General features: G+C 74.3%; 24 protein-coding genes, 2 tRNA genes and 1 riboswitch. Of the genes, 21 read left to right on the plus strand and 5 right to left on the minus strand.

Annotated features, from left to right (window positions below; genetic code table 11):
- Positions 1 to 378 precede the first annotated feature (378 nt).
- The 9 genes from ACZ3YL_RS30480 (at position 379) to ACZ3YL_RS30520 (ending at position 10,886) form a co-directional block, all read left to right on the plus strand.
- Positions 379 to 1,806 (plus strand): MFS transporter, encoded by a 1,428-nt coding sequence (locus ACZ3YL_RS30480; RefSeq protein ID WP_188306484.1) that lies wholly within the window; start codon positions 379 to 381, stop codon positions 1,804 to 1,806.
- 181 nt (positions 1,807 to 1,987) lie between these two features.
- A tRNA-OTHER gene (locus ACZ3YL_RS30485) sits at positions 1,988 to 2,132 on the plus strand.
- Between the two features lie 278 nt (positions 2,133 to 2,410).
- On the plus strand, positions 2,411 to 3,988 hold the full coding sequence (locus ACZ3YL_RS30490; RefSeq protein WP_465660504.1) for a TROVE domain-containing protein: 1,578 nt from the start codon (positions 2,411 to 2,413) through the stop codon (positions 3,986 to 3,988).
- A gap of 419 nt (positions 3,989 to 4,407) precedes the next feature.
- Positions 4,408 to 5,646 (plus strand): L-2-hydroxyglutarate oxidase, encoded by a 1,239-nt coding sequence (gene lhgO, locus ACZ3YL_RS30495; RefSeq protein WP_188306482.1) that lies wholly within the window; start codon positions 4,408 to 4,410, stop codon positions 5,644 to 5,646.
- 157 nt (positions 5,647 to 5,803) lie between these two features.
- Positions 5,804 to 6,634 carry a tRNA (guanosine(46)-N7)-methyltransferase TrmB gene (gene trmB / locus ACZ3YL_RS30500; protein WP_317621202.1) on the plus strand — a complete coding sequence of 277 codons (831 nt, stop codon included), beginning with the start codon at positions 5,804 to 5,806 and terminating at the stop codon, positions 6,632 to 6,634.
- 115 nt (positions 6,635 to 6,749) lie between these two features.
- Entirely contained in the window at positions 6,750 to 8,093 is a 1,344-nt protein-coding gene (locus ACZ3YL_RS30505) for a PrsW family intramembrane metalloprotease (RefSeq protein WP_465660505.1), read from the plus strand.
- Between the two features lie 62 nt (positions 8,094 to 8,155).
- Positions 8,156 to 8,229, plus strand: a tRNA-Met gene (locus ACZ3YL_RS30510).
- A 198-nt stretch (positions 8,230 to 8,427) separates the two neighbouring features.
- Entirely contained in the window at positions 8,428 to 9,255 is an 828-nt protein-coding gene (locus ACZ3YL_RS30515; RefSeq protein ID WP_465660506.1) for a hypothetical protein, read from the plus strand.
- A 473-nt stretch (positions 9,256 to 9,728) separates the two neighbouring features.
- The gene (locus ACZ3YL_RS30520; RefSeq protein WP_465660507.1) at positions 9,729 to 10,886 is read left to right on the plus strand and encodes a hypothetical protein; all 1,158 of its coding nucleotides are present in this window, start codon (positions 9,729 to 9,731) and stop codon (positions 10,884 to 10,886) included.
- Here ACZ3YL_RS30520 and ACZ3YL_RS30525 read toward each other — a convergent pair.
- The 4 genes from ACZ3YL_RS30525 to ACZ3YL_RS30540 all read right to left on the minus strand — a co-directional run bounded on the left by ACZ3YL_RS30525 (position 10,883) and on the right by ACZ3YL_RS30540 (position 13,740).
- The gene (locus ACZ3YL_RS30525; protein WP_188303661.1) at positions 10,883 to 11,329 is read right to left on the minus strand and encodes a GNAT family N-acetyltransferase; all 447 of its coding nucleotides are present in this window, start codon (positions 11,327 to 11,329) and stop codon (positions 10,883 to 10,885) included. The two genes, ACZ3YL_RS30520 and ACZ3YL_RS30525, sit on opposite strands and share 4 nt — an antisense overlap.
- A 36-nt stretch (positions 11,330 to 11,365) precedes the next feature.
- A complete protein-coding gene (locus ACZ3YL_RS30530) occupies positions 11,366 to 12,139 on the minus strand; it encodes a hypothetical protein (protein ID WP_465660508.1) in 774 nt (257 codons plus the stop codon).
- Between the two features lie 139 nt (positions 12,140 to 12,278).
- Positions 12,279 to 13,022 (minus strand): sensor domain-containing protein, encoded by a 744-nt coding sequence (locus ACZ3YL_RS30535; RefSeq protein WP_465660509.1) that lies wholly within the window; start codon positions 13,020 to 13,022, stop codon positions 12,279 to 12,281.
- 148 nt (positions 13,023 to 13,170) lie between these two features.
- Positions 13,171 to 13,740, minus strand: coding sequence for a GNAT family N-acetyltransferase (locus tag ACZ3YL_RS30540; RefSeq protein WP_188303665.1), 570 nt, complete (start codon positions 13,738 to 13,740; stop codon positions 13,171 to 13,173).
- Between the two features lie 42 nt (positions 13,741 to 13,782).
- Here ACZ3YL_RS30540 and ACZ3YL_RS30545 point away from each other — a divergent pair, with 42 nt between their 5' ends.
- Positions 13,783 to 14,655, plus strand: a complete 873-nt coding sequence (locus ACZ3YL_RS30545; protein WP_188303666.1) for a hypothetical protein — start codon at positions 13,783 to 13,785, stop codon at positions 14,653 to 14,655.
- Positions 14,656 to 14,795: 140 nt separating this feature from the next.
- Here the strand turns inward: ACZ3YL_RS30545 and ACZ3YL_RS30550 are convergent, their stop codons facing one another.
- Complete coding sequence (locus ACZ3YL_RS30550; RefSeq protein WP_465660510.1) at positions 14,796 to 15,629, minus strand: M23 family metallopeptidase; 834 nt, start codon at positions 15,627 to 15,629, stop codon at positions 14,796 to 14,798.
- 12 nt (positions 15,630 to 15,641) lie between these two features.
- A riboswitch (cyclic di-AMP (ydaO/yuaA leader) is annotated at positions 15,642 to 15,800 on the minus strand.
- A 196-nt stretch (positions 15,801 to 15,996) separates the two neighbouring features.
- On the opposite strand from ACZ3YL_RS30550, the gene ACZ3YL_RS30555 reads away from it, so the two are divergent.
- From ACZ3YL_RS30555 to ACZ3YL_RS30605, 11 genes are all read left to right on the plus strand, one after another.
- Positions 15,997 to 16,287, plus strand: a complete 291-nt coding sequence (locus ACZ3YL_RS30555; protein WP_188303667.1) for a YiaA/YiaB family inner membrane protein — start codon at positions 15,997 to 15,999, stop codon at positions 16,285 to 16,287.
- A 93-nt stretch (positions 16,288 to 16,380) separates the two neighbouring features.
- Complete coding sequence (locus ACZ3YL_RS30560; RefSeq protein WP_188303668.1) at positions 16,381 to 17,205, plus strand: alpha/beta fold hydrolase; 825 nt, start codon at positions 16,381 to 16,383, stop codon at positions 17,203 to 17,205.
- A 72-nt stretch (positions 17,206 to 17,277) separates the two neighbouring features.
- Positions 17,278 to 17,847, plus strand: coding sequence for a TetR/AcrR family transcriptional regulator (locus tag ACZ3YL_RS30565; protein WP_188303669.1), 570 nt, complete (start codon positions 17,278 to 17,280; stop codon positions 17,845 to 17,847).
- Between the two features lie 320 nt (positions 17,848 to 18,167).
- Positions 18,168 to 19,319 carry a PP2C family protein-serine/threonine phosphatase gene (locus ACZ3YL_RS30570; protein WP_188303670.1) on the plus strand — a complete coding sequence of 384 codons (1,152 nt, stop codon included), beginning with the start codon at positions 18,168 to 18,170 and terminating at the stop codon, positions 19,317 to 19,319.
- 335 nt (positions 19,320 to 19,654) lie between these two features.
- Complete coding sequence (locus ACZ3YL_RS30575; protein WP_223241958.1) at positions 19,655 to 20,902, plus strand: sensor histidine kinase; 1,248 nt, start codon at positions 19,655 to 19,657, stop codon at positions 20,900 to 20,902.
- A gap of 51 nt (positions 20,903 to 20,953) precedes the next feature.
- Positions 20,954 to 21,367, plus strand: a complete 414-nt coding sequence (locus ACZ3YL_RS30580) for a roadblock/LC7 domain-containing protein (RefSeq protein ID WP_030289775.1) — start codon at positions 20,954 to 20,956, stop codon at positions 21,365 to 21,367.
- Positions 21,364 to 21,729, plus strand: a complete 366-nt coding sequence (locus ACZ3YL_RS30585; RefSeq protein WP_188303672.1) for a DUF742 domain-containing protein — start codon at positions 21,364 to 21,366, stop codon at positions 21,727 to 21,729. The genes ACZ3YL_RS30580 and ACZ3YL_RS30585 overlap by 4 nt, the downstream gene beginning before the upstream one ends.
- Positions 21,707 to 22,333, plus strand: a complete 627-nt coding sequence (locus ACZ3YL_RS30590) for a GTP-binding protein (RefSeq protein ID WP_188303673.1) — start codon at positions 21,707 to 21,709, stop codon at positions 22,331 to 22,333. The genes ACZ3YL_RS30585 and ACZ3YL_RS30590 overlap by 23 nt, the downstream gene beginning before the upstream one ends.
- Complete coding sequence (locus tag ACZ3YL_RS30595; protein ID WP_317620959.1) at positions 22,330 to 23,814, plus strand: cytochrome P450; 1,485 nt, start codon at positions 22,330 to 22,332, stop codon at positions 23,812 to 23,814. The genes ACZ3YL_RS30590 and ACZ3YL_RS30595 overlap by 4 nt, the downstream gene beginning before the upstream one ends.
- On the plus strand, positions 23,799 to 24,884 hold the full coding sequence (locus tag ACZ3YL_RS30600) for a cytochrome P450 family protein (protein WP_465660511.1): 1,086 nt from the start codon (positions 23,799 to 23,801) through the stop codon (positions 24,882 to 24,884). The genes ACZ3YL_RS30595 and ACZ3YL_RS30600 overlap by 16 nt, the downstream gene beginning before the upstream one ends.
- 70 nt (positions 24,885 to 24,954) lie before the next feature.
- The gene (locus ACZ3YL_RS30605; protein WP_188303675.1) at positions 24,955 to 25,212 is read left to right on the plus strand and encodes a hypothetical protein; all 258 of its coding nucleotides are present in this window, start codon (positions 24,955 to 24,957) and stop codon (positions 25,210 to 25,212) included.
- Positions 25,213 to 25,292: the final 80 nt, after the last annotated feature.

Here is a 25,292-nt window from a genome sequence, read left to right on the forward strand (position 1 = left end):
CATGCCCTCCCGGACTCAACCGCCGCCCGCGGGGATTGAGGCGGCGGCATCCCCCGGCCCGCCGGGTCCTCGACGGCGGGCCGACCCACGACCACCAGCGAATCGCCGCGCGGCCGGTCGGGCCAGGGGGCACGGCCGGGCGCACGTGAACACGGGACCGGAGCACGGCGCTCCGGCGCGCGACGCGGCCGAACCGCCCCGGGTGGTCCGGACCAACTCCCGCGGCAGCCCGGCGCGACACCGCCGGGTGCGCGATCCCGCCATCCGGAATGCGGCCTCTTAACCGTCGGAACGCGTCCGACTACTCTAGGTACAGCAGCTACGGCCCGGTGCCGCCCGGGCCCCGCGCACAAGGCCGCAGGAGGTGCCGCCGCCACCATGACCGTCAGCCCACGAGGACCGAACGAACGGCTCGGCACGCTCCTGACCCTCGCCCAGATCAGCAACGCCGGACTGGCCCGCCGGGTCAACGACCTGGGCGCCCAGCGCGGTCTGACACTGCGCTACGACAAGACCTCGGTGGCCCGCTGGGTGAGCAAGGGCATGGTCCCGCAGGGGCCCGTCCCGCACCTGATCGCCACCGCGATCGGCGGCAAGCTCGGCCGGCCCGTCCCGCTGGAGGAGATCGGCCTGGGCGACACCGACCCGGCGCCCGAACTCGGCCTGGCCTTCCCGCGCGAGGTCGCCGACGCGGTGCGCTCGGCCACCGACCTCTTCCGGGTCGACCTCGACCTGCGGCGCGGGCCCGGCGGCGGCCGCTGGAGCGACAGCCTGGCCGGCACCTTCTCGGTCGCCGCGTACGCGACGCCCGTCTCCCGCTGGCTGATCAACCCGGCGGACGGCTCGGTGGCCCGCGAGGTGCCGCGCTCCCCCAGCGAGAACTCCTCCTACCGGGTCGGCCACTCGGACGCCGTCAAGCTCCGCGAGGCCGCCCAGGAGGCCCGCCGTTGGGACTCCAAGTACGGTGGCGGGGACTGGCGTTCGTCGATGGTGCCGGAGTGCCTGCGGGTGGAGGCGGCGCCGCTGCTGCTGGCCTCGTACAGCGACGCGGTCGGCCGGGCTCTGTTCGGTGCGACGGCCGAACTGACCAGGCTGGCCGGCTGGATGGCCTTCGACACCGGGCAGCACGAGGCGGCCCAGCGGTACTACATCCAGGCCCTGCGGCTCGCCCGGGCCGCCGCCGACGTGCCGCTCGGCGGCTATGTGCTGGCCTCGATGAGCCTGCAGGCCGGCTACCGGGGCTTCGCCGAGGAGGCCGTCGACCTCGCCCAGGCCGCGCTGGAGCGCAACCGCAGCCTGGCCACCGCCCGGACCATGAGCTTCTTCCATCTGGTGGAGGCACGGGCCCAGGCCAAGGCCCGCAACGCGGCGGCGTGCGCGACGGCGCTCGGCGCGGCGGAGAGCGCACTCGAACGGTCGCGCGCCGGGGACCCCGATCCGGCGTGGATCGACTTCTACGCCTACGACCGGCTCGCCGCCGACGCCGCCGAGTGCTTCCGCGACCTCGGAGTGCCCTCCAAGGTCCGGCAGTTCACCCGCGAGGCGCTGGCCAAGCCCACCGAGGGCTTCGTCCGCTCGCACGGCCTGCGGCTGGTGGTCTCGGCGATGGCCGAGGCCGAGGCGGGCAACCTGGACGCCGCGGTCGCCGCCGGCGAGCGCGCCGTCGAGGTGGCCGGCCGGATCTCCTCGCAGCGCAGCCGGGAGTACGTGGTGGAGATGCTGCGCCGGCTGGAGCCCTTCCAGGGTGAGCGCCGGGTACGGGAGTTGACCGAGCGGGCGCGGGCGGTGATCGTCGCTCCGGCGTGAGCCGCCGGAGCCGGCGGGACGGCCTGACGGAACGGCCCGATGGAACGGCCTGCCGATAAATGGGATGCACCTGCGGGAGGGGCCTGGATAAGGTCACTCTCGTCCAGGTGCGCAGGCAGAGGTTACTTCCACTCCTAATGGGCAGGTCGCGGGTTCGAGTCCCGCCACCGGTACTTTTCGGGCCGGTGTAGCTCAGTTGGTAGAGCAGCTTCGTCACCTCAGCCGACCTTGAACTCTGGACACCTACACGTGAATAGAATTCCGCACCTCCCGGTGCGAAGGCAGCGGTTACTTCTGGTAGGCGCCGGTATTCCGGCGCAGCGGTTCGAACCCGCGAAACACCGCCGCCGACCTGATCTCGGGAGGCAGCTGCGCTTCGGAGTGCCCGGTGCGCAGGCGGGGGTTACTTCGGATCTTGCGGCTCCGGGTTCAAATCCCGGGCGTGCCGTGCGCGAGTGCGGCCGCTAGCTCAATCCGGTAGAGCACAAGGCATACACCTCCGCCGAGGTCGGCCGTCGGACGACGGCCGGCATGATCTCGGGCACCCCGGCCGCAGCATGCCTCCCTCCCGTAGACGACCAAGCACGCCGAGGGGGGCTGCAGCATGTCCAGGTTCAACTTCCGCAAGGCCAAGGCGACTCCCACGTCGCCGGTGACCACCACCGGGCGACGCGTCGCCAACCACAACGGCGGCGTCGGGTACGTCCGGGACGGCAAGTCCGAGCTGTTCCTGCTGGCCGTGGCCAACCTGGTCGGCCAGGACACCTTCTACGAGCGCGGCGGCGCCCGCGACGACCGCTACACCGCCCTGGTGCGCGAACTCGCCGTCAGCGACCCGGAGTGGACCCTCGGGCTGCTGCGCTGGCTGCGGTACGGGGCACAGCTGCGCACCGCCGCGCTGGTCGGCGCCGCCGAGTTCACCCGGGCCCGGCTGGACGCCGGCGCCCACGGGTACTCCCGGCAGGCCGTCGACGCGGTGCTGCGGCGCGCCGACGAGCCCGGCGAGCTGCTCGCCTACTGGACCTCGCGCTACGGCCGGGCGCTGCCCAAGCCGCTCAAGCGCGGCGTCGCGGACGCGGTGCGGCGGCTGTACGACGCCCGCGCGCTGCTCAAGTACGACACCGCGAGCAAGGGCTACCGCTTCGGTGACGTCCTGGAGCTGACCCACCCGACGCCGGACCCGGCCAAGCCCTGGCAGGGCGCGCTGTTCGGCTACGCCCTGGACCGCCGGCACCGGCCGGAGGAGGCCGTCCCGCCGGTCACCGACCGGATGCTGACCGCCAACCGCGAGCTGCTCGCGCTGCCGGTCGAGCAGCGCCGGGCCGCCGTGACGGCGCCGGACGGCGCGGAGCGGCTGGCCGCCGCCGGGCTGACCTGGGAGGCGCTGGCGGGCTGGCTGCAGGGCCCGCTGGACGCGCCGGTCTGGGAGGCGGTCATCCCCTCGATGGGCCCGATGGCGCTGGTGCGGAACCTGCGCAACTTCGACCAGGCCCGGGTGTCGGACGCGGTCGCGGCCGAGGTGGCCCGGCGCGTCTCGGACCGGGGCGAGGTGCGGCGCTCGCGCCAGTTCCCGTTCCGCTACCTGGCGGCCTACCGGCACGCGCCCTCGCTGCGGTGGGGGCACGCGCTGGAGACGGCGCTCGGCCACTCGCTCGCCAACGTGCCCGAGCTGCCCGGCCGGACGCTGATCCTGGTGGACCGCTCCGGCTCGATGTTCGACCGGCCCAGCGCGCAGACCCAGCTCAACCGGGCGGACTCGGCGGCGATCTTCGGCACCGCGCTGAAGGTGCGGGCGGCCGAGGCGGACCTGGTCGAGTTCGGCAGCAGCAGCCGGGTCATCGAGGTCGGCCGCGGGGAGGCGGTGCTGCGGGTGCTGGAGCGGTTCTCGAACCTCGGCGGCACCAACACCGCCGAGGCCGTCCGCACCCACTACCGGGGCCACGACCGGGTGGTGATCGTCACCGACGAGCAGCCCGGCTTCGGCTACCGGGGCAGCGACCCGCTGGCCGCCGTACCGGCCCGGATACCCGTCTACACCTGGAACCTGGCCGGCTACGCCACCGGCCACGGCCCGAGCGGCGTCGCCAACCGGCACACCTTCGGCGGCCTCAGCGACGCGGCCTTCCGGCTGATCCCCCTCCTGGAGGCGGGGGCCGACGCCGGCTGGCCCTGGGAGGTCTAGCGGGGGGACGGTGGTGTGCCGGGTCGGGGGACCGGGCCACACCACCACGCGGCCGGACGGGGGACGGCGGTGGACGCGCGGGGCCGGGGGCCCGGCGCGCGAGCGCCCCGGCCGCACCAGGGGTGGAGCCACTGGGGAGCGGCTCCACCCCGCACGGCGAGGTGGGCGGCAGTGTTCTGCCGTCCACCTCGGCATGCCCCACCCACAGCGGCACGACGGACGACGGACCACGCACGACGGACCACGCACCGAAGCGGCGGAGCCTTGACGGGCCGACCGACGCACGGCGCGACGTCGACCGGAGCGCGGCGCGAAGCCCGCCGAGGGCCACCGGTGCAACCTGCGGGAAACCGGCGCCGACGGCCGACTCCCGTGGCACCATCGGCCGCAGGGGTCGGGCGGCGGACGAGGAGCGCAGCGTGGCGGACGGCGGGTTCGATGTCGTGGTGGTCGGCGGCGGCATCGTCGGCCTGGCCACCGCGTACGCCCTGACCAGGGGCGACTCCGGGCTGCGGGTGGCGGTGCTGGAGAAGGAGAACGGCTTCGCGGCGCACCAGACGGGGCGCAACAGCGGGGTGATCCACAGCGGCGTCTACTACCGCCCCGGCTCGTACAAGGCCCGGTTCGCCGTCGCGGGCGCCGCCGAGATGGTGGCGTTCTGCCGCGAGCACGGCATCCCGCACGAGGTCACCGGAAAGCTGATCGTGGCGACCGAGGACGCCGAACTGCCCCGACTTGCGGCGCTGGCCGAGCGCGGCCGGGCGAACGGCATCCCGGTCACCGAGCTGGACCGGGCCGGGATCGCCCGGTACGAGCCGGCGGTCCGCGGGCGGGCCGGGCTGCACGTCGGCACCACCGGCATCTGCGACTTCCCGGCCGTCGCGACGACGTACGCCCGGCTGGCCCGGGAGGCGGGCGCCGAACTGCGGCCGGGCACCGAGGTCCGGACGGTCGCCCGGCGCCGGGACGGCGTGACGGTCGGCACCGCCGACGGGGAGCTGCGCTGCCGGGTGCTGGTGAACTGCGCCGGGCTGCACAGCGACCGGATCGCCCGGCTGGCCGGGGACGACCCGGGGGTGCGGATCGTGCCGTTCCGCGGTGAGTACTACGAACTGGCCGAGCAGCGCCGGGACTTGGTGCGCGGACTGGTGTACCCGGTGCCCGACCCGGCCTTCCCCTTCCTCGGGGTGCACCTCACCCGGGGCATCCACGGGGACGTCCACGTCGGCCCGAACGCGGTGCCCGCGCTGGCCCGCGAGGGCTACGACTGGCGCACCGTCCACCCGCGCGACCTGGCCGGGACCCTCGCCTTCCCCGGCACCTGGCGGATCCTCCGGCGGCACTGGCGCTACGAGGTCGGCGAGCTCCACCGCTCGCTGTCCAAGCGGGCGTTCACCACCGCCGTCCGGCGCCTGCTGCCCGCCGTGACCGCCGCCGACCTGGTGCCGGCCGCCGCCGGGGTACGGGCCCAGGCGGTGGCCCGGGACGGCTCGCTGCTGGACGACTTCGCCTTCGCCGGCTTCGACCCCGAGGACCCGCGCTCCCCGCGCCGCACGGTGCACGTGCTGAACGCCCCCTCCCCCGCCGCTACGGCCTCGCTGCCGATCGGCCGCGAGGTGGCCCGCCGGGCCCTGGCCGCGCTGGCGGCCGGCGGCTGAGCGGGGGCCGGTCCGGCGAAGGGCGCGGCACGAGCCCGGTGGGAGGCCGGCGGAGGCCCGGCGGGAGGGCGACGGGAGGCCCGGCGGGAGCCCCGCGGATGAACCCCGTCACACACCCCTCCGGGCGCCCCGCGCGGCCCCGTAGACTCGGGTGATTGTGACTGCCACCGCCCCGATCCCCCAGCAATCGCCGTCCGCCCGGCTGTCCGCGGCGCCGGCCGCCTACCCCGCGCCGATGTACCCGCACAAGGCCACCGAGGAACAGCACCGGGAGCGGCGCATCCGCAGCTTCCAGCCGCGCCGGGGCCGGATGACCAACGCCCAGGCGGGCGCCCTGGACCGGAGCTGGGAGACGTACGGCGTCCCGATCGACGGCACCCCGCTCGACCTGCCGGAGCTGTTCGGCGGCCTGCCGGTCACCCTGGAGATCGGCTTCGGCATGGGCGAGACCACCGCCGCGATGGCCGCCGCCGACCCGTCGACCGGCATCCTGGCCGCCGACGTGCACACCCCCGGCCACGGCAACCTGCTCGGCATGCTGGAGCGCGACGGCTCGCAGAACGTCCGGCTGGCCGCCGGCGACGCCGTCATCCTGCTGCGCGACATGCTGCCGGACGCCTCGCTGGCCGGCCTGCGGGTCTACTTCGCCGACCCGTGGCCCAAGCCCAAGCACCACAAGCGCCGGCTGGTCCAGCCGTCCTTCCTCGACCTGGTGCTGCCCCGGCTCGCCCCGGGCGCCCTGGTGCACTGCGCGACGGACTGGGAGCCGTACGCGGAGCAGATGCTGGCCGTGCTGTCCGCCTCGCCGGAGCTGGAGAACCTGCACCCCGAGGGTGACGGCACCGGCTGGCTGGAGCCCGCGGACCACCCGGACGGCAGCATCCCCGGCTACGCGCCCAGGCCGGACTGGCGGCCGCTCACCAAGTTCGAGCGGGCCGGGATCGCCAAGGGCCACGTGGTGCACGACCTGCTGTTCCGCCGCCGCTGACGCTCCGCCGCCGTTCGAACGGGCCCGGGCGGGCCGTACGGGCGGTCCGGCCCGGGACGAACCGTTCGCCCCGACTCCTCCCGACGGGCCGCCGCCGTGGCCTACCCTGTGCCGCATGGGCAGCCCGTCCGGCGGCGGCCGTGGCGTCCGGTCGGGGCGGGCCACCGTCCGCACCGCCGCCGACGCACCGGGTACGGTCCCGCGCCCCGGCGACACCCGGACCATCCCGGGGCCCCGGAGGCGCCGGGCCGACCGGCTGCTGCCCCGGCCCGGCGGCGCGTCACCGCCCGCCGCTCCCTCCGCACCGGGCTCCCCGGAACAGTCCCCCGGCCGTGGCCGCTCGGCGGCGCTCTCCTCGGTCACCGCGGCCGCCGTCCTGATCCTGAGCTGCTGCGGGGTGCTGATCCTGTACCTGGTCCATCGGCAGACCGGCACCGTCGGACTGCTGGTGGGCCTCGGCCTGGCGATGGTGCCGCTGCCCTTCGTGCTGGGCGGCCTGGCCTGGCTCAACCTGACCGCCCGGGTACCGCTGCGGCACACCGTGTTCTGCCTCGGCTGGGGCGCCTGCGCGGCCACCACCGTCGCGATCCTCGCCAACAACTGGACCGCCGACTACCTGACCACCCACCAGGGCGCCCTCGGCGGGCTGCTCGGCGCCGGAATCGCCACCCCGGTGATCGAGGAGAGCGCCAAGGCCACCGCCCTGCTGGTGCTGCTCCTGCCGCTCGGCCAGCGGCTGCGCTGCCACGGCCGCCGCTCCGGCCGGCCCTGCGCGCCGCTGCTGCACCGGTCGCCCGCGCCCCGGCGCGCCCGGCCGTACCAGCGCCGCCCGGCCGGCCCGCACGCCCGGGGCCGGCTGCGGCTCCGCCCCTACCTGCGGCCGCTGCCGTACCTCTGCCCGGCCCCGCCCTCCCCCGGCACGCCGCACCGCCGCTCCCGGCCGCGCACCCTGGCCGCCGGGGTGGTCCTCGGCGGGATGACGGCCTGCGGCTTCGCCTTCACCGAGAACGCGCTCTACCTGGGCCGGGCCTTCAGCACCGACCAGCGCAACCGGCTGGACAGCATCGGCCTGGGCGATCCGCCCAGTCTGCGCGACTTCGACAGCACCGTGCAGACCTTCGTGCTGCGCGCCCTGCTCTCCCCGTTCGCCCACCCGCTGTTCACCGCGCTCACCGGGATCGGCCTGGCCGTCGCCCTGACCAGCGGGCGGCGCTGGCTGGCCCGGCTGGCCGCGCCCGCCGGACTGCTGCTGGCGATGGTGCTGCACGGCACCTGGAACGCCGCCGCCGACCTCGGGACGGACGGGTTCCTGGTGGTCTACGGGGTGCTGATGGTGCCCTGCTTCGTGGCACTGGTCTGCTTCGCGCTCTGGGCCAGATCCCGCGCCACCCGGCACGCCGGGCGGCGCGGACGACGGCCCGTCCGGGGGGAGCGCCCGGGGGCGGCGCCGGGGTGCTGACGGGCCGCCCGACGAACCGATTTCCCATGACGGTGACATCTCTGTATTGTTGTGTTCACCGACGCGGGGTGGAGCAGCTCGGTAGCTCGCTGGGCTCATAACCCAGAGGTCGCAGGTTCAAATCCTGTCCCCGCTACTCAGTAGCCGAAGAGGCCCGGAGGATTCTTCCTCCGGGCCTCTTCGTATTCCCCGGCACGGGCAGAACACGGTCCCACCACGAAGCGGTAACGGCACCCCCTTCCAAGATCTGCTGTCATGGCGCTCCCCCATACTGAGGAAAATTTCATCCACGTGGGGGACGGCAGGGCCCGTTCCCTGGACAAGGAACGACCTGATGCTGTCGAAGCGCCTGGCGAGCACCGCCGCGATCTGCCTCCTCCTGGGAGCCGGCACGGCCGCCTGCGGTGACAACAAGGACTCGGACAAGGCCGCCGCCCCCGCGACCACCGCCGCCGCCGCGCCCGCGACTCCCACCGCCACGCCGACGCCGACCCCGCCCGCGGCCACGCTGGACACCGACAAGCTGACCGCGCAGGAGATCGAGAAGAAGGCCAAGGACGCGCTGGCCGGCGCCACCTCGCTCAAGATCACCGGCAAGATGGCGAGCGACGACGGCCAGATGACCATCAACATGGCCATGGACTCGACGGGCCAGTGCCAGGGAAGCATGGCGCTGCCCGGCATGGGCTCCTTCGAGATCCTCAGCGACGGCAAGCAGTACTTCCTCAAGCCGGACGCCCAGTTCTGGAAGACCTTCGGCGGCCCGAAGGGCGACATGGTCGCCGAGCTGTTCAAGGGCCGCTACCTGACCGGCTTCCAGAACGACCCGAAGATGAAGGACCTGACCGACTTCTGCAAGCTCTCCGACGCGAGCAAGCAGATGCTCGACGACGGCTCCAGCACCCCCACCAAGGGCAGCACCGGCACTGTCAACGGCCTGAAGACCTTCAGCCTCAAGGAGAAGGACGACAAGGGCGAGGAGTCGCTCCTCCACATCGCCACCGAGGGCAAGTTCTACCCGGTGCGCCTGGAGAAGACCACCGGCTCCGACAAGGGCCGGATCGACTTCAGCGACTTCGACAAGCCGGTCACCATCCAGGTGCCGTCGGCCGACGACGTCATCGACTACACCAAGTTCCAGGACAAGGTGAAGAGCGCCTGACCGGGCGGCCCCGGCTTCGAATAAATCCGTTGCCCTCCCGACCGGAGGCTGCCTACAGTGGCGGCACACTGAAGGGAGGTGATCCTGAATTGAGTTCCATCAGGATGCGTGAGGTGGCTGCTCGCTAGAGCCGCCCCTGCCTGCGCAGGGTGAGGCCCCTGGCCTCCGGCAGGCGAAATCCATAGCAGTCACCCGGTCCGCGGGCTCACCGGTACATCCCCGGTGCCGCGACGCCAGGCCAGTGCACGGGCCGGCGTCGCGGAGCAGCCCGCGGGCCGTCTGCGTTTCCGGCTCCCTACGTTTCCGGCCTCGCCTTTCCGGCCCCCGGTGCTTCCGGGGCCTCCCACGTGGCCGGCCCCGTCGTAGCACCGGCGCCCCCGGGTCGTTCCCGTGGTGGGGCCGCGGCGCTAGAGTCGGCCCGGCCCCGCCACGGGAACGACGGGGCGCAGCAGCGCGGACACAGGGGGTGGGCGATGGCGAGGACACGGCGACGGGTCGGCACGTCGGCACAGCGGACGGCGCAGTGGACCGCGGCCGGGGTGCTGACCGGCACCGGACTGCTCGGGCTGCTGCTGTTCTCGCTCGGCCGGGAACACGCCTGGCAGGCGCTCGGCGGCGGCCTGGTGGTCGCCGGAGCCTCGACGGTGCTCGGCGGCGCGCTGGGCTTCCTGTTCGGGGTGCCCCGGGTGAAGAGCGGCTCCGGCGAGCCGCAGGGCTCGTACGCGCCGAACACCAACCTGGAGCAGGTCTCCGACTGGCTGACCAAGGTGCTGCTGGGTGTCGGGCTCACCCAGCTCGGCTCGCTCGGCGAGCGGCTGCACCAGCTCGGTACGGCGCTGGCGCCCGTGCTGGGCGACGCGGACGCCGCGGTGCCGTTCGCGGCCGCACTGGTGCTGTACTTCCTGGTCCTCGGCTTCCTGGCCGGCTGGCTGGTCACCCGGCTGGCGCTGCCGCGGGTGCTGACCGAGACCGACGAGGCGCTGGACCTCTTCCTGGCCGGGCAGGACCGCGACCGGCGGGGCGACAAGGTGGGCGCGGACGACCTCCGGGTGCGCGCGATGCAGCAGCTCGGGCTGCTCGGCGGCAGCGCGGACCAACCCGCCGCGCTGGCCGCGCAGTTGCCGCCCGCCTCGGGCTCCCCCGCCGGGCCGGAAGGCGTGGTGGCGGAGGTCCGCTCGACGGCGAAGCGCTCGGCGCTCACCGCCGACCAGGTGCGGGGCCTCTACACGGACGGCTCCGAGGGCCGCCGGATCCAGGCGCTCGCGCTGATGCAGGGCGATCCGTCGCTGGCGGACCTGCCGAGCGTGCTGGACGCGATCGAGCACCCGCGCTCGGGCTTCGAGCAGTACCACGCGCTGCTGGCCGCCCGGGGCCTGCTCTCCCGGCTGCCCGGCGCCGAAGCGCAGCGGCTGCGGGACGCGGTGACGGCGCAGCTGGTCGACCCGCAGGGCATCCCGTACGGGTCGGACCGCAGTTGGCTGGCGGAGAAGATCCTGTCCCGGCTGCAGGCGGCGGCTTTCGTCCCGGCGCAGGCGGCGGCCGCCGCGGACCCCGCGCAGGGCGCCGCCCCGCAGAGCAGTTCCCCGCAGGCAAACTCCCCGCAGGCAAACTCCCCGCAGGTGAACTCCTAGACGGTGAAGCGCAGTTCGGGCTGTTCCCAGGGAGTCTTGGGCCGCGGCGGGCGGGTTCCGGTGCGCTCGGCGCCCACTTGCAGGTAGAAGCCCTCGGCGGGCGGGTGCGAGACGACCTTGACCGTGGCGATCCCGGCCGCCCGGGCCCGGGCGAGCATGTCCGTGATCAACGCCCGTCCGATGCCCAGCCCCTGGGCCTCGTCGGCGACGAACATCAGGTCCAGTTCGGCGGGTTCGTGGATCAGCGCGTAGAAGCCGAGCAGCCGGTCGTCGGTGTCGTCCACGGCCATCCGCACCTCGTGGCGCTCGACGTAGTCGGGCTTCACCAGGTAGCCGTCGATCATCGCGAAGTACGCGCCGCGGTAGGCGGTGGAGGCCTGGATCAGTGCGGTGAGCCGGTCGGCGTCGGCCGGCTGGGCGGGCCGGATCGTGGTCTCGCTCATACGGGCGAGTATAGGGGCAGACCCGGCTAGTGACCATTACGGAATGGTCGACGGCGACGGCCGGCGGAGGCGCCGGTCGACGGTCCGCAGGACCAGCACCCGCTGGGTGCGGCCGTCCCCGCGCGGCACCCGGCGGACCTCGCTGGCGATCCGGCGCTCGCCGAGCGCGTACCGCAGTCGGTCGAGGTGGCCGCAGTGGCGGCCCCGGCCGTCGTGCAGCGGCTGGACCCGCACCTCACCGTCCGGGGCCGTCACCCGGACCAGTTCGGCGAGGGCGGCCAACTGGCTCTCCGGACCGAACAGTTCGGGGTAGGCGAAGATCAGGTAGCCGCTCAGGGTGAGGGCGAAGGCGCCGTCCGCGAAGGGCAGCCGGGGCAGCGCCGCGGCCAGGTAGCTCTGCGGATGGGCGGCCGAGTCGGCGGCGAACAGCAGGCGGGCGCGGTCCCAGCTGCGCAGGTAGCGCTCGGGGCGGTGCGGGCGGCACCGGCGGGACGAGGGGTACAGGTGGGGGTGCGTGGCCATCGCGAGGGCCATCGACGCCCGGGCGGCCAACGCCCGGGCCTCGACCTCGGGCGGCGGCAGCGCGTACGCCGGGTCGACGGCGATCACCCGGCAGCCCAGCCCGCGCGCCTCGGCGGCCAGGCCCGCCGCGCCGCCCGGGCAGTCCAGCAGCGGGCCGGGCAGGGCGGCGAGCCGGGCGCGGGTGAGGCCGAACAGGGCGCAGTACTCGTCCAGCGGACGGGAGGTGACCAGGACGTCCGGGTCCGGGACGCACGCCGGGTCCGGGTCCGGGGCGGTGGCGGTGATCACCCGGTCATCCGAACACGGGCCCGCCCCGCCCGCATCCGGAGCACGGACGGGGGCGGGGCGGGGCGGGGCGGGGCGGGGCGGGGCGGGGGTGGAACGAGCACGGGGCGGGGGCGGGGGCGACGCGGGCAGGTGCCGGGGCTCAGCGGCCGAGCAGGCCCTGGGCGGCGGCCCGGTTGACGCCGGTCAGGCCGCGGACCATCTGCGCGGTGAGGAAGATCAGCAGCACCCCGATCGCCGAGAACCCGGCGATCTGCCCGGCACCCTCGACGTAGTAGGCGTGCCGGACGTGGTGGCTGTCGGTGAAGTCGAACAGCTGGTAGCCGCGCCAGGAGGTGTAGCGCGGGAACACCCACTGGTAGAGCGGGTAGAGCGCCATCGCCCAGCCCAGCAGCAGGAACGTCAGCGTCATCACGAAGCTGAACACCGCCCAGGGGAACATCACCAGCTGGTACAGCGCGGCCTTCCAGCCCGGCCCGTCGACCAGCCGCGCGGTGATCGCGCCCCAGCTGCCCGGACGCTCCTGGCGCACCGGCGCCGGACCGGGCACGTCCAGGGCGAGCATCTCGCGCACCCGGGCCCGCTCCGCCCGGCCCAGGCCCCGGGAGACGCTGGTCAGGCCCGCCAGCACCGGCAGGCCGAGGACGGTGACGAAGGTGCCGATGCCGAAGGAGAACAGGGCGATCGCGACGGCGAAACCGACGATCGCGACCGGCAGACCGGTGAGCGCGTAGCCGACCTCCCGGTAGTAGTGGCCGGAGAACGGCGCCCGCCAGAAGCCCGGCGGCCGCTCGGTGCGGCGGGCCCCGGCCGGGCGGACGCCGTCGTCGCCGTGACCGCCCGGGGCATCCCACTCCTGATCCAGCGTGCTTCGGCTGCTGCTCATCTCCCGGATCCCGGCCCCTCGTTCGCGCTCACGTTCGTACCTGCTGACGTGTTCAAGTCTGGCCGGGGCGCGGCTCGGCAAACATCCGGAGGACCGGCGGATCGGGGGTGGGGTTAACCCCCGGCCCCGGCCCGCTACTGCCGGCCCGCTACTGCCGGCCGGACCATTCGTCGGCGAGCAGCGAGTACTGGTACGAGTCGCACCAGACCCCGCCCTTGAGCAGGTCGTGCCGGACCCGCCCCTCCAGCTGGAAGCCGAGCCGGGTGAGCACCTTGGCCGAGGCGGTGTTGTCCACGTCGACCCGGGCGGCCAGCCGGTGCAGGCCGAGCGGACCGAAGGACAACTCGCAGAGCAGTCCGGCGATCTCGCCGGCGTAGCCGAGGCCCCACACCCGGCGGCTCAGCACGTAGCCGAGGTAGGCGGAGCGGTACTTGCCGAGGGTGAGGCTGGCGTGCGCGACCGGCACGGCGTCCTCCGGGTCCTCGGCGTCCTCCCGGCGGACCACGGCGAGCCGGTAGGTGTCCCGCTCCTCGGCCATCGCCTCCTCCAGGTAGAGCTCGATCTGGTCGGCGCAGGTCTCCCGGTCGCGCGGTTCGAACGGCAGGTAGCGGGTGACCTCCGGGTCGCTGTACAGCGCGTGCAGCGCGTCCAGTTCCTCCGGGGTGTGGTGGTACTCGCGGACGGCCAACCTGGGGCCGAGGAGTCGTATCGGGACCATGGCTGCCGACCCTACCCGCGCCCGGCGGCTACCGTTCGGACCATGAACGACGAAGACCTGCGGCTCGCCCCGCGCACCAGGGCCGCCGACCTGCTCGCCTGGACGGCCGGGCAGGACCGGGCGCCGGTGGCCGAGGCGCCGCTGCGCGCGGTGCTGGCGCTGCTGGAGCTGGGCGAGGGCAGGATGCACGACGGCTGGCCCGAACTGACCTCCGACGCGGTGGAGCACCTGCTGTACGAAAGGCTCCACCTCTACGTCCAACCCGATCCGGAACAGGACCCGCTCGCCTACGGCGACGCCGTACGGCTGCTGGTCGACCACCAGCGGGCGGTCAAGCGGCTCAACGCCAAGCGCCAGGAGCGGCTGCACGCCGAGGCCGAGTGGCAGGGCGAGGTCGCGGCCGGACTGCTGCGCCGCGCCGACCTGGTGACCTGGCCCCGGCTCTACGCGGTGCTGCTGCACGCCCACGGGGTGGACGTCACGGACCCGGCGGCCGTCCGGGACTGGCTGGCCGGCTTCGCCGGGCTGAGCGAGGAGGAGCGGCTGGCCGGGTACGAGGCGCTGACGCCGACCGGCTGGCTGGACGAACCGGACGAGCAGGGCTGGGGGCCGGGCCGGGTGCTGTCGGTCGGCATGGCCACCGACGGCGCCCGGCGGCTGCTGGAGCAGGGCCTGATGCGGCGCAGCTACCGCAACCTGGCCGAGCTGAACGCGCTGGGGCGGCCGATGCCCGACGAGCTGGCCGGGGACTTCGAGGACTTCGAGGCGGCCGCCGCCGAGGTGGCGCTCGACCTGCTCGGCGACTGGACCGTGCCCGGGCTGCCACGGCTGTTGGTGGAGGAGTTCCCCGAGCTCGCGCCGGAGCCGGGAACGGCCGAGATCGACGCGTACCTGGCGCAGCTGCCGCCGGAGTGAGGTGCCGGAAGGGCCCCGGGCGGCGCGCCCGGGGCCCTGCTTCACGGTCTTACGGGGTCTCGCGGTCCTCACGAGGTCTCGCGGCCCTTACGGGTCTCGCGGCCCTGCGGTTCCGCGGTCCTTTCGTGCTTTCGCGGTCCTTACGGGGTGAGGCCGCGCTGCTGGAGCCAGGTCTCCGGGTCGACGGGGGCGCCGCCGCCGGGGCGGACCTCCAGGTGCAGGTGCGGGCCGGTGACGTTGCCGGTCGCGCCGACCTTGCCGATCTGCTGGCCGGAGGTCACCGTGCCGGAGCCCTTGATGATCGAGGAGAGGTGGCAGTACCAGATCTCGGTGCCGTCGGGCAGGGTCTCGACGATCCGGTAGCCGTACGAGCCGGACCAGCCAGCCGAGGTGATGGTGCCCTGGCCGACCGCGAACACCGCGGTGCCGGTGTCGGCGGCGAAGTCCAGGCCGGTGTGCAGGTGGGCCCAGTAGCGGGCGCTCTGGCCGTAGTGGGCGGAGAGGCTGTAGTCCTTCACCGGCAGGGTGAGGGCGGCGGCCTTGGCCCGCTCGGCCTCCTCGGCGGCGCGCTTGGCCTCCGCCTCCTTGGCGGCGGCCTTGGCGCCGGCCTCCTGGGCGGCCTGCAGTCGGGCGCCCTCCTCGGCGGCGGTGCGCTGGCTGTCGGCCTGCTGCTGGATGCGGGCGGCGAGCGCGAGGCCGGGGTCGGCGGCCAGGGCGACCGGCGACTCGTCCGGGGCCTCGACGGCGGGCGCGGCGGCCGGGGTCGCGGAGGCGAAGCCGGTGGCTCCCAGGGTGGCGGCGACGGCGGTGACGCCGAGCAGCGGGGAGGCCCCGCGGGTCTGACGCGGCATCCGGTGGCGGTTGGCCTCGGCCTCCGGGGCGAACGCGTCCGGGCCGTCCGGGCCGGGGTGGTCGAGGAGCTGGGTACCGGCTGCGGGGCCGGCCGGGTGTGCCGGGGTGTGCGTCGACGCCACGGAGGCGTGCTCCTTTCCTTCCTTCGCGCCTACCGGGTTAGCTGACGGGTTCGGAGCAGGAAGGTCTCCTACGGCCGGGCCGGGGCCCCGCCGATTCACCCCAAGGAACGTGGTTCCCCGGCTCCCTGGCCTGCCCGGAGGCCGGCCGGCGGGATTAGGCGACGGCGCACGGTGCCGTCTGGGTACGGCATTGACGACCGCGCTGCGTTATCAGACGTTAATCCTAGGACGCCCTGATTCCAAGCCATCCGTCCGGGACGGCAGTGGAACAGGTGATCGGTCGTCAACGAACGACACCTCAGTCGCCTGGCTCATCTGAGTACTCCTACTCATGTGCAACCAGGCCGCCCCGGCACATCCTGGCGCCATGAGCGCACCGATGCAGTCACGGACCACGGCCGCGTACTACGTCCAGGCCGTCCTCTCCTTCGCCATCTCCGGCGTGACCCTCGCCGCCGGGATCGCCTACCTGCCCGTCGGCGGCTGGACCCGGGCCTTCCTCGGGATCGGCCTCCTCTACACCGTCACCTCCTCCTTCACGCTCGCCAAGGTGATCCGGGACCGGCAGGAGTCCTCGGACACCCTCGCCCGGGTGGACCAGGCCCGGCTGGACAAGCTGCTCAGCGAGCACGACCCGTTCAAGATCGAGGGGGCCTGAGCGGGTTCCCGAGCAAGGGCCCTTGACGGCTAAGGCTATTAGCCTTAGCTTTATGGCTATCGGCAGCACCGAGCGAGCCAGCGGAGGCCCACCATGAACGGCACCACCACCCCGAGCACCCAGTACCTCGACGTCCCCGGCGGCCGCCTCGCGTACGACGACACCCGGCAGGGCGACGGCACCCCCGTCGTCCTGCTCCCCGGCATGCTCGACTCCCGCCGCGCCTACCGGCACCTGCACCCGCTGCTCACCGCCGCCGGCCACCGGGTCATCACCATGGACCTGCGCGGCTTCGGCGAATCCTCCATCGTCTGGGACGACTACAGCCCCGCCGCCATCGCCACCGACGTCCTCGCCCTGCTCGACCACCTCGGCATCGAACGGGCCGTCCTGGTCGGCCAGTCCTACACCGGCGCGACGGTCGTCAAGGCCGCCGGGGACGCACCCCAACGGGTCGCCGGAATCGCCCTGATCGACGCCTTCGTCGAACACCGGGCCAACGCCCTCATGCGGGGCGTCATGGTCGTGATGGGCGCCGCCATGGTCCGGTGGCCCGCGGTCTGGGGCTACTACCTGCGCAAGATGGCCTACCCCGGCCCCCGCCCCGCCGACCTCGACGGCTACGTCGACGGACTGGTCGCCGCCCTGCGCAGCCCCGGCCGCAAGACCGCCACCCGCGGCCACGTCACCGGCGACTCCGCGCCGATCGGCTGGACCGCTGCCGTCCGCTGCCCCTCCCTCGTCCTGATGGGCAGCAAGGACCCCGACTTCCCCAAGCCGGAAGCCATCGCCGACCTCCAGGCCGAGAAGCTCGGTGCGCGGAAGATCATGATCGAAGGCTCCGGGCACTACCCGATGGCCGACAACCCCCGGGCCGTGGCCGACGCCCTGCTGCCCTTCCTCGCCGAACTCGCCTGATCCCGCCTGCCCCCTGCCTGATCCCTGCCTGACCCCGCCTGCCCCCGCCCCCCGTACGGAGACCCCGAAGCCATGCCCCGCGTAGGACTGACCCCCGACCAGGTCGTCGACCACGCCCTCGCCCTCATCGACGACCAGGGCACCGAAGCCCTCACGCTCGCCTCCGTCGCCACCCGCGCCGGAGTCGCCACCCCCTCGCTGTACAAGCACGTCAGCGGCGGCCTCGCCGAACTGCGGCGGCTCATCGCCGTCCGGGTCACCGAGGAACTCGCCGACCGGCTCGCGGAAGCCGCCGTCGGCCGCAGCGGGGACGACGCGGTCACCGCCGTCCTGCGCGCCTACCAGGCCTACGCCACCGAACACCCCCACCGCTACAGCGCCCTCCCCCAGGCCCCCCAGCCCGACGACGACCTCACCCGCGCGGCCACCCGGCTCGTCGGCGTCATCGTCGCCGTCCTCCGCGAGTACGGCCTCGACGGCCCCGAGGTGATCCACGCCGCCCGCACCGTCCGCTCCCTCGCCCACGGCTTCGCCTCCCTCTCCATCGGCGGCGCCTTCCAACTCTCCGAAGACCTCACCACCACCCACGACCGCCTCATCACCACCCTCACCACCGGCCTCCGGGCGTGGCCCCAGCAGTAGCCGGAAGCCCGTGCCGCGCACCGGAAGTCGAACCGGCCGACTTCCGGTGCGCGCCGCTGGCGTCGGGCTCCCCTGCGGAGAGGGAGCCCCGCGCTGCTGGACGGCGGGCTCGGGCACGCGCGGGACGTCGGGCCCACCGACTTCTCGTGCTGGGAGGGCAGGGGCGAGGGGCCTGCCGACCGGCCGGCGCGGGGGAGGTCGGGTCCGTCGGCTTCTGGCTGCGGCGGGCAGCGGCCGGGGGCTGGGGGTGGAGGGGCTAGTGTGGCGGGCTGACTGGTGGTCATGACAGGGGACCGCCCACGCCTTGGCGGAGGTCCCAGGTGCCCGCACTGATAGCGAGGGTGCGGCGGTGGTACGGGCGGCTGCTGGACGGGGACGGCCGGGCGGGGCGGGTGGCGTTGGGCCTGCTGCTCGGGGTGACGGTCCTGCTGGGGGTGCTGCCGATCCTGTTGCCGTACGGGTGGCCGCCGTCGGCGCTGGTGCTGCCGGTGGTGGTGGGCGGGCTGGTGCTGCGGCGGGGACAGTTGCTGGTGCTGGTGTGCGCGGCGCTGGCGGGCAGCGTGCTGGGCGCGGTGGTGCAGGACCCGCGCGGGGTGCGGCTGGGGGTGTCGGTGGTGGTGGCCGCGACGGGGGCGACGGTGCTGACGGCGAACCGGTTCCGGCACCGGCTGGGGCTGCGCGGGACGCAGGGCGATTCGATGCTGCTGGAGCTGGCGGAGCACAACCGGGCGTTGGCGCGGCTGCCGGAGCGGCTGTTGGACTGGCACTTCGACAGCGCGCTGGCCCCGGTGGGGGGCGCCTCGTTCTCGGGGGACTTCCTGCTGTGCGCCCACCGCCCGGAGGAGGACCTGCTGGAGCTGGTGCTGGTGGACGTCTCGGGCAAGGGCAGTCGGGCGGCGGCCCGGTCGACGCACCTGTCGGGGGCGTTCGCGATGCTGCTGGGCCGGGTGCCGCCGGAGGCCTTCCTGCCGGCCGCCAACGACCACCTGGTCCGGATGGGCTGGGAGGACGACTTCGCGACGGCCGTCCATCTGGCGCTGCACCCGGCGACGGGCCGCTACCGGCTGTTCAACGCGGGCCATCCGCCGCCGGTGCGGTTCTGCGGGCGTTCCGGCTGGGTGCCGTCGGAGCACGGCGGTCCGGCGCTGGGGCTGGTGCCGGGGGCGCCGTACCCGGCGGTGTCGGGGCGGCTGGCGTACGGGGATTCGCTGCTGCTGTTCAGTGACGGCCTGGTGGAGGTGCCGGGCCGGGACCTGGACGAGGGCGTCAGCCGGCTGCTGACGGCGGCCGAGCCGGAGGTGCGCGCCCACCGGCCGCAGCAGTTGCTGGTCCGGGGGGCGGCGCAGCGGCTGGTGGAGGCGGTGGCGCAGGACGTGGCGGACGACCGGACCCTGGTGCTGGTGCGGCGGCTGGGAACGACCGCGGACCACGGATCCGGGGGACGAGGATTCAGTGCCCACTCCCGCCCGTAGCCCGATGCGCTGCGTGCGCCTGCTGCTCCTGCACCGGGTGGGGCCCGTTCCGTAGCGCCCACCGGATCGTTCACCTGCACCGAATGTCGCACGTTCAACAACATGGTGCACACAAGTCCCCCACATCCCAGGGTGCGAACCGGCCACCACCCGTCACACCGGAGGGGGGCGAAGGGCCCTGGACGAACGACCGGGCACCTTGCCAGGGGCCCGGGATCGCGTCCGAACGACGCGGGAATGACGGTGTATTGACTCGATATTGACGAGATCCGGTCACTTGGCGAGATCCGTTCACACCTTCGTAGGATCATCGCCCTAGAATTCGCCGCGTGACGATGACTCAGTGGTGCGCAACGGCTACCGGCGTGCTCGCCGTCCTCGCCCTCGTGGCCGCCGCGCGGTACCGCGCCGTGTCCGTCACCCAGCGCGGCCGGGCCGACCGGCTGGACGGCGAACTCACCCGGCTCCAGGAACAGCTGACGGCCGAACTCTCCCGCCGGGGCGCCGACCTGGCCGCCGTCCAACAGGAGCAGGAGCACACCGCCTCCACCCAGCGGGCCTTCCTCAGCGTCGCCCGCCGGATCCTCGTCATGGCCCACGACCAGCAGGCCCTGCTCGACGAGATGGAACGCACCCACGACGACCCGGCGCTGCTGGAGGGCCTGCTCAAGGCCGACCACGCCGCCGCCCAACAAGCCCGGCTGGCCCAGACCCTGGCCGTGCTGTGCGGCGCCCGGGCCGGCCGGCACTGGCCGGAACCGGTCTCGCTGGAGGACGTGGTGCGCGGCGCCCAGTCGCGCATCCTGCCGTTCCAGCGGGTGGTCGTGCGCAGCCGGATCGAGACCGCGGTGGTCGGCGCCGCCGCCGAGGCGCTGATCCACGCCATCGCCGAGCTGCTGGACAACGCCACCCGCTACTCCCCGCCCAGCACCCAGGTGTTCGTCACCCTGATGCCGGTGCACAACGGCGCCGTCATCGAGATCGACGACGGCGGGGTCGGCATGCCGGACCAGGCCGTCGCCAAGGCCGCCGCCGCGCTCGCCGGGGGCAGCAGCCTGGAGGTCTCCCGGCTCGGCGAGCTGCCGCAGCTGGGGCTGGCCGCGGTGGGCCGGCTCGCCGAGAGCTACGGCTTCCGGGTCACCCTCAGCTCGGCGCCCTCACCGTACGGCGGGGTGCGGGTCGTGGTGCTGCTGCCGAACGCCCTGCTCACCGAGCCGCTGCCGCCCACCGTCCCCGGACTCGGGCCGGACGACCGGGCGTTCAACCCCGGCCCGCGAGCGGTCACCGGCTTCGACCACTCCGACTTCGACCATCCCGGCTTCGACCGCCCCGGCACCGGCCACCCCATGCTGGAGACCCCGCCCGGGCCCCCCGCGGCCGGCGACACCCCGCCGCCGCTGCCCCGCCGCAGCCACCGGCGCGACCGCGCGAACCGCCCCGCCCAGCACGCCGCTCCCCCACCCCCGCCCGAGCCGCCGTACCGCTCGGCCCGGGACGCGCAGGCGTTCATGGCGATGTTCCAGGCCGGGACCGCCAGCGGCCGCTCCGCCGCCCGTGGCCAGACCCCGCCCGGCCCCCACTGACCCTCCCGCTCCCCGACTTCCCCCGACTTCCCCAGCGCTCCGGAGAGTTCCATGACCACCACCCCCGATCTCGGCTGGCTGCTCGCCGACATCATCGCCGTCCCCCAGGTCCAGCACGCCGTCGTCGTCTCCAACGACGGCCTGGAGATCGGCCGCAGCGCCGACATCGCCCGCGAGGACGCCGAACGGCTCGCCGCCGCCTGCTCCGGCCTGCAGTCGCTGGCCCGCGGCGTCGCGGCCGGCTTCGGCGGCCCCGGCAGCGCCACCCGCCAGATCATCATCGAATACGGCGGCGGCTACCTGTTCATCGTCGCCGCCGGGGCCGGCGCCCACCTGGCCGTGGTGACCAGCGAGGCGGTCGACGCCGGACTGGTCGCGTACCAGATGCAGGTCCTGGTCGAGCGGATCGGCACCCACCTCACCAGCCCGCCGCGCGTCGACCACGCGGCGGGGGGCCACCGGTGAACGGGCCGGTCCGGCCCTACGTCATCACCGGCGGGCGCAGCCGCCCCACCCGCGCCGACCTCGCCGTCGAGAGCCTGGTCAGCGCCCTGCCCGGACCATTAGGGCAGCCCGAACCACCGGCACTGCCCGAACACGCCCTGCTCAACCGGGAGCACCGGCGCATCCTCGGGCTCTGCCACAGCCTGCTGTCCGTCGCCGAGGTGGCGGCCCACCTGGGGCTGCCGCTCGGCGTCGTCAAGGTGCTGGTCGGCGACCTCTGGGACCTCGGCGCCGTGCAGGTGCTCCCGCCCGTCCCGCAGGCCGAACGCCTGCCCACAACCCTCCTGGAAGAGGTGCTCGTTGGCCTCCGCCAACTCCGCTGAAGCCCCCGCCTCCCGGCCGGCCGGTCCGCAGTACCTGCCGTCCTCGGTGCAGGGCGCGGTGAAGATCCTGGTCACCGGCCCGTTCGGGGTCGGCAAGACCACCCTGGTCGGCTCGCTCAGCGAGATCACCCCGCTGCGCACCGAGGAGACCATGACCGCCGCCAGCAGCGGCGTGGACGACCTCACCGGGCGCAGCGGCAAGACCACCACCACGGTCGCGCTGGACTTCGGCCGGATCACGCTCAACTCCCGGCTCGCGCTGTACCTGTTCGGCACGCCCGGGCAGCAGCGGTTCTGGCCGCTGTGGGACGACCTGTCGCGCGGCGCGCTCGGCGCCATCGCGATGGTCGACCTGCGCCGCCCGGACGAGAGCTTCGACGTGCTCGGCCGCCTGGAGGAGCAGCGCATCCCCTTCGCGGTCGCCGTCAACACCTTCCCGGACACGCCGAGCTACCCGGAGGAGGAGCTGCGCTCGGCACTGGACCTGCTGCCGGACGTGCCGATCCTGTTCTGCGACGCCCGGGACCGGCGGCAGTCCTACGACCTGCTGATCGACTTCGTCGACCACCTGCACCGCAGCTCACTCCTGGAGCTGCAGCCGTGACCGCGCCCGAACCGCCGCGGGCCGCCGGCTGCCCGGTCGCGCACGGTGCCGGCGCCCCCTACGGCACCCCGCACGGCAGCGGACTGCCCGTCGGCGTCCCGCTCACCCCGCTGTACGGCCAGGCCGTCGCCGACGACCCGCACGGCCTGTACGCCCGGCTGCGCGAACGCTACGGACCGGTCGCGCCGATCGAGCTGGAACCCGGGGTGGAGGCCTGGCTCGTCCTCGGCTACCCCGAACTGCTCGAACTCACCCGCAACGAGGCCCTGTTCTCCAAGGACTCGCGGCACTGGCGGGTCCCCGCCGAGGGCCGGCTCGCCCCCGACTCCCGGCTGCAGCCGATGACCGCCTGGCGTCCCACCCTGCTCAACCTGGACGGCGCCGAGCACCAGCGGCTGCGCGCCGCCGTCTCGGACACCCTCGCCCAGATCGACCACCGGCAGCTGCGCGAGACCACCGAGGCCGCCGCCGACGGCCTGATCGACAGCTGGGGCCCGGACGGCACCGCCGACCTGATCGGCCAGTACGCCCGCGCGCTGCCGCTGCTGGTCTCCACCCAGCTGGTCGGCCTGCCCGCCGGCAGCGGGCCCCGGATGATCGAACTGATCAGCCACTTCGTCGACAGCGGACCCGAATCGGTGCGCGCCGCCGGGGAGTTCCAGACCACCCTGACCGAACTCGTCCGGCACCGCCGCGCCGCGCCCGGCGCCGACCTCACCTCCTGGCTGCTCGCCCACCCGGCCGGGCTGACCGACGAGGAGGCGGCGCACCACCTGGTCGTGATGATGGTCGCGGGCAACGAGACCTGCATCAACTGGATCGGCAACACCCTGCGGCTGCTGCTCACCGACCGCCGCTTCCGGGCCACCCTCACCGGCGGGCGGCTCACCGTCTCCGACGCGCTGGAGGAGGTGCTCTGGCGCGACCCGCCCACCCAGAACTTCCCCGGCCGCTGGGCCACCGGCGACACCGTGCTCGGCGGCCAGTACGTCAGCGCCGGCGACATGCTGGTACTCGGCCTGGCCGCGGCCAACGCCGACCCGGCCGCCCAGGGCGCCGCCTCCGCCACGCAGGGCTCGCTCGGCGGCAACCGGGCCCACCTCGCCTGGGGCGCCGGCAAGCACGTCTGCCCGGCCCAGCACCCGGCCCGGATCATCGTCGAGACCGCCGTCGAAACCCTGCTGCACCGGCTGCCCGACCTCCAACTGGCCGTACCGCCGAGCGAGTTGGCCTGGCGGCCGTCCCCGTGGTCACGGGCCCTGGTCGCCCTCCCGGTGCTGTACAGCGCCTTCACCCCGCCCCGCCCGCCAGCCCCCGAGAGGCCCGCATGGACACCGCCGACGACTTCCGCGGCACCCGCCCCGAGCCCGTCCGGCTCGACCCCTTCGGACGCGACCAGCACGGAGAGAACGCCCGCCTCCGGGCAGCCGGTCCGGCCGTCCTGGTGGAACTCCCTGGTGGGGTGGTGGTCTGGGCGGTAACCCACCACGACACCCTCCAGGCGCTGCTGGCCGACCCCCGGGTCGGCAAGAACCCCCAGCTGTGGGACACCTTCCGGGAGGGCCGGCTGCCGTACGGCTGGCCGCTGCTCAACTTCGTCGTGGTGCCCGGCATGATCACCGCCGACGGCGAGGACCACAAGCGGCTGCGCGGGCTGGTCAGCCAGGCCTTCACCCCGCGCCGAATAGCCGCGCTGGCCCCCGCGATCGAGGCTCGGACCGTCGCCCTGCTGGACCGGGTGGCCGAGCTGGACGGCGAGTTCGACCTGCGCGAGCACTTCGCCTACCCGCTGCCGATGCAGGTGATCGGCGAACTGCTCGGGCTCGCCGCGGAGCAGCAGGACCAACTCCACGCCCTGTCCGACACCCTGGTCTCCAGCTCCGCCACCCCGGACGCGGCCCTCGCCGCCCAGCGCGACCTGAACGCGCTGCTGGCCTCGGTGGTCGCCGCCAAGCGGGCCGCCCCCGGCGACGACCTGACCACCGACCTGATCGCCGCCCGCGAGGCCGGCGACGGGCTCAGCGAGGCCGAACTCGTCGGCACCCTGCTGCTGATGCTGGTCGCCGGGCACGAGACCACGCTCAACCTGATCACCAACGCCGTCCGGGCCCTGCTCGCCCACCCCGACCAGCTGCGACTGGTGCTGGACGGCAACCGGCCGTGGTCCGCGGTGGTGGAGGAGACCCTGCGCTACGACTCGCCCGTCGGCCAGTTCCCGCTGCGCTACGCGAGCGAGGACATCGCGGTCGGCGACGTGGTGATCCGGCGCGGCGAGGCGCTGCTCGCCTCCTACGCCGCGGCCGGCCGCGACGCCGGGCACTACCCGGACGCCGACCGCTTCGACCTCACCCGGCAGCCCGCCCGGCACCTCTCGCTCGGCCACGGCCCGCACTTCTGCCTCGGCTCGGGGCTGGCCCGGCTGGAGGCCGAGACGGCGCTGCGGCACCTGTTCGGGCGGTTCCCGGGGCTGGCCCTGGCGGCGGGCGAACGGCCGGAGCCGATCGGCTCGTTCGTCAGCAACAGCGTGCGGACCCTGCGGGTGACGGCCTGAAACGCGGGGACCGAGGGTGACGGTCACCGTCACCCGGTTACCTGAGGGCGGCCCGGTCGTTCGGCAGGGCATGAAGAAACTCGCCACCCTGGCCGCCCTCACCATGGCGGGCCTCGCCCTCGCCGTCCCGGCGGCCTCCGCCACCAGCCAGACCGCCAGCTCGCCGGACGCCACCGGCGGCCTCACCGACGGTCTCACCCTCTCCCCCGCCGACCTCGCCCTGCAGACCGCGGGCAAGCTCCCGGTCGTCGGGCACACCGCCGACGAGGTGGAGGCCATCGGCACCAACCAGATGAGCCACCCGGGGCTCAGCGGGCAGATCGGCTGACCGACCCCCGTCCGGCCAGCCGATCCGTCCCTTCACCGTCCGCTTCCGTCCGCAGTTCCGTCCGCGGCCGGTCCCGGCCG

The organism is Kitasatospora sp. NPDC023176 (assembly GCF_055560495.1).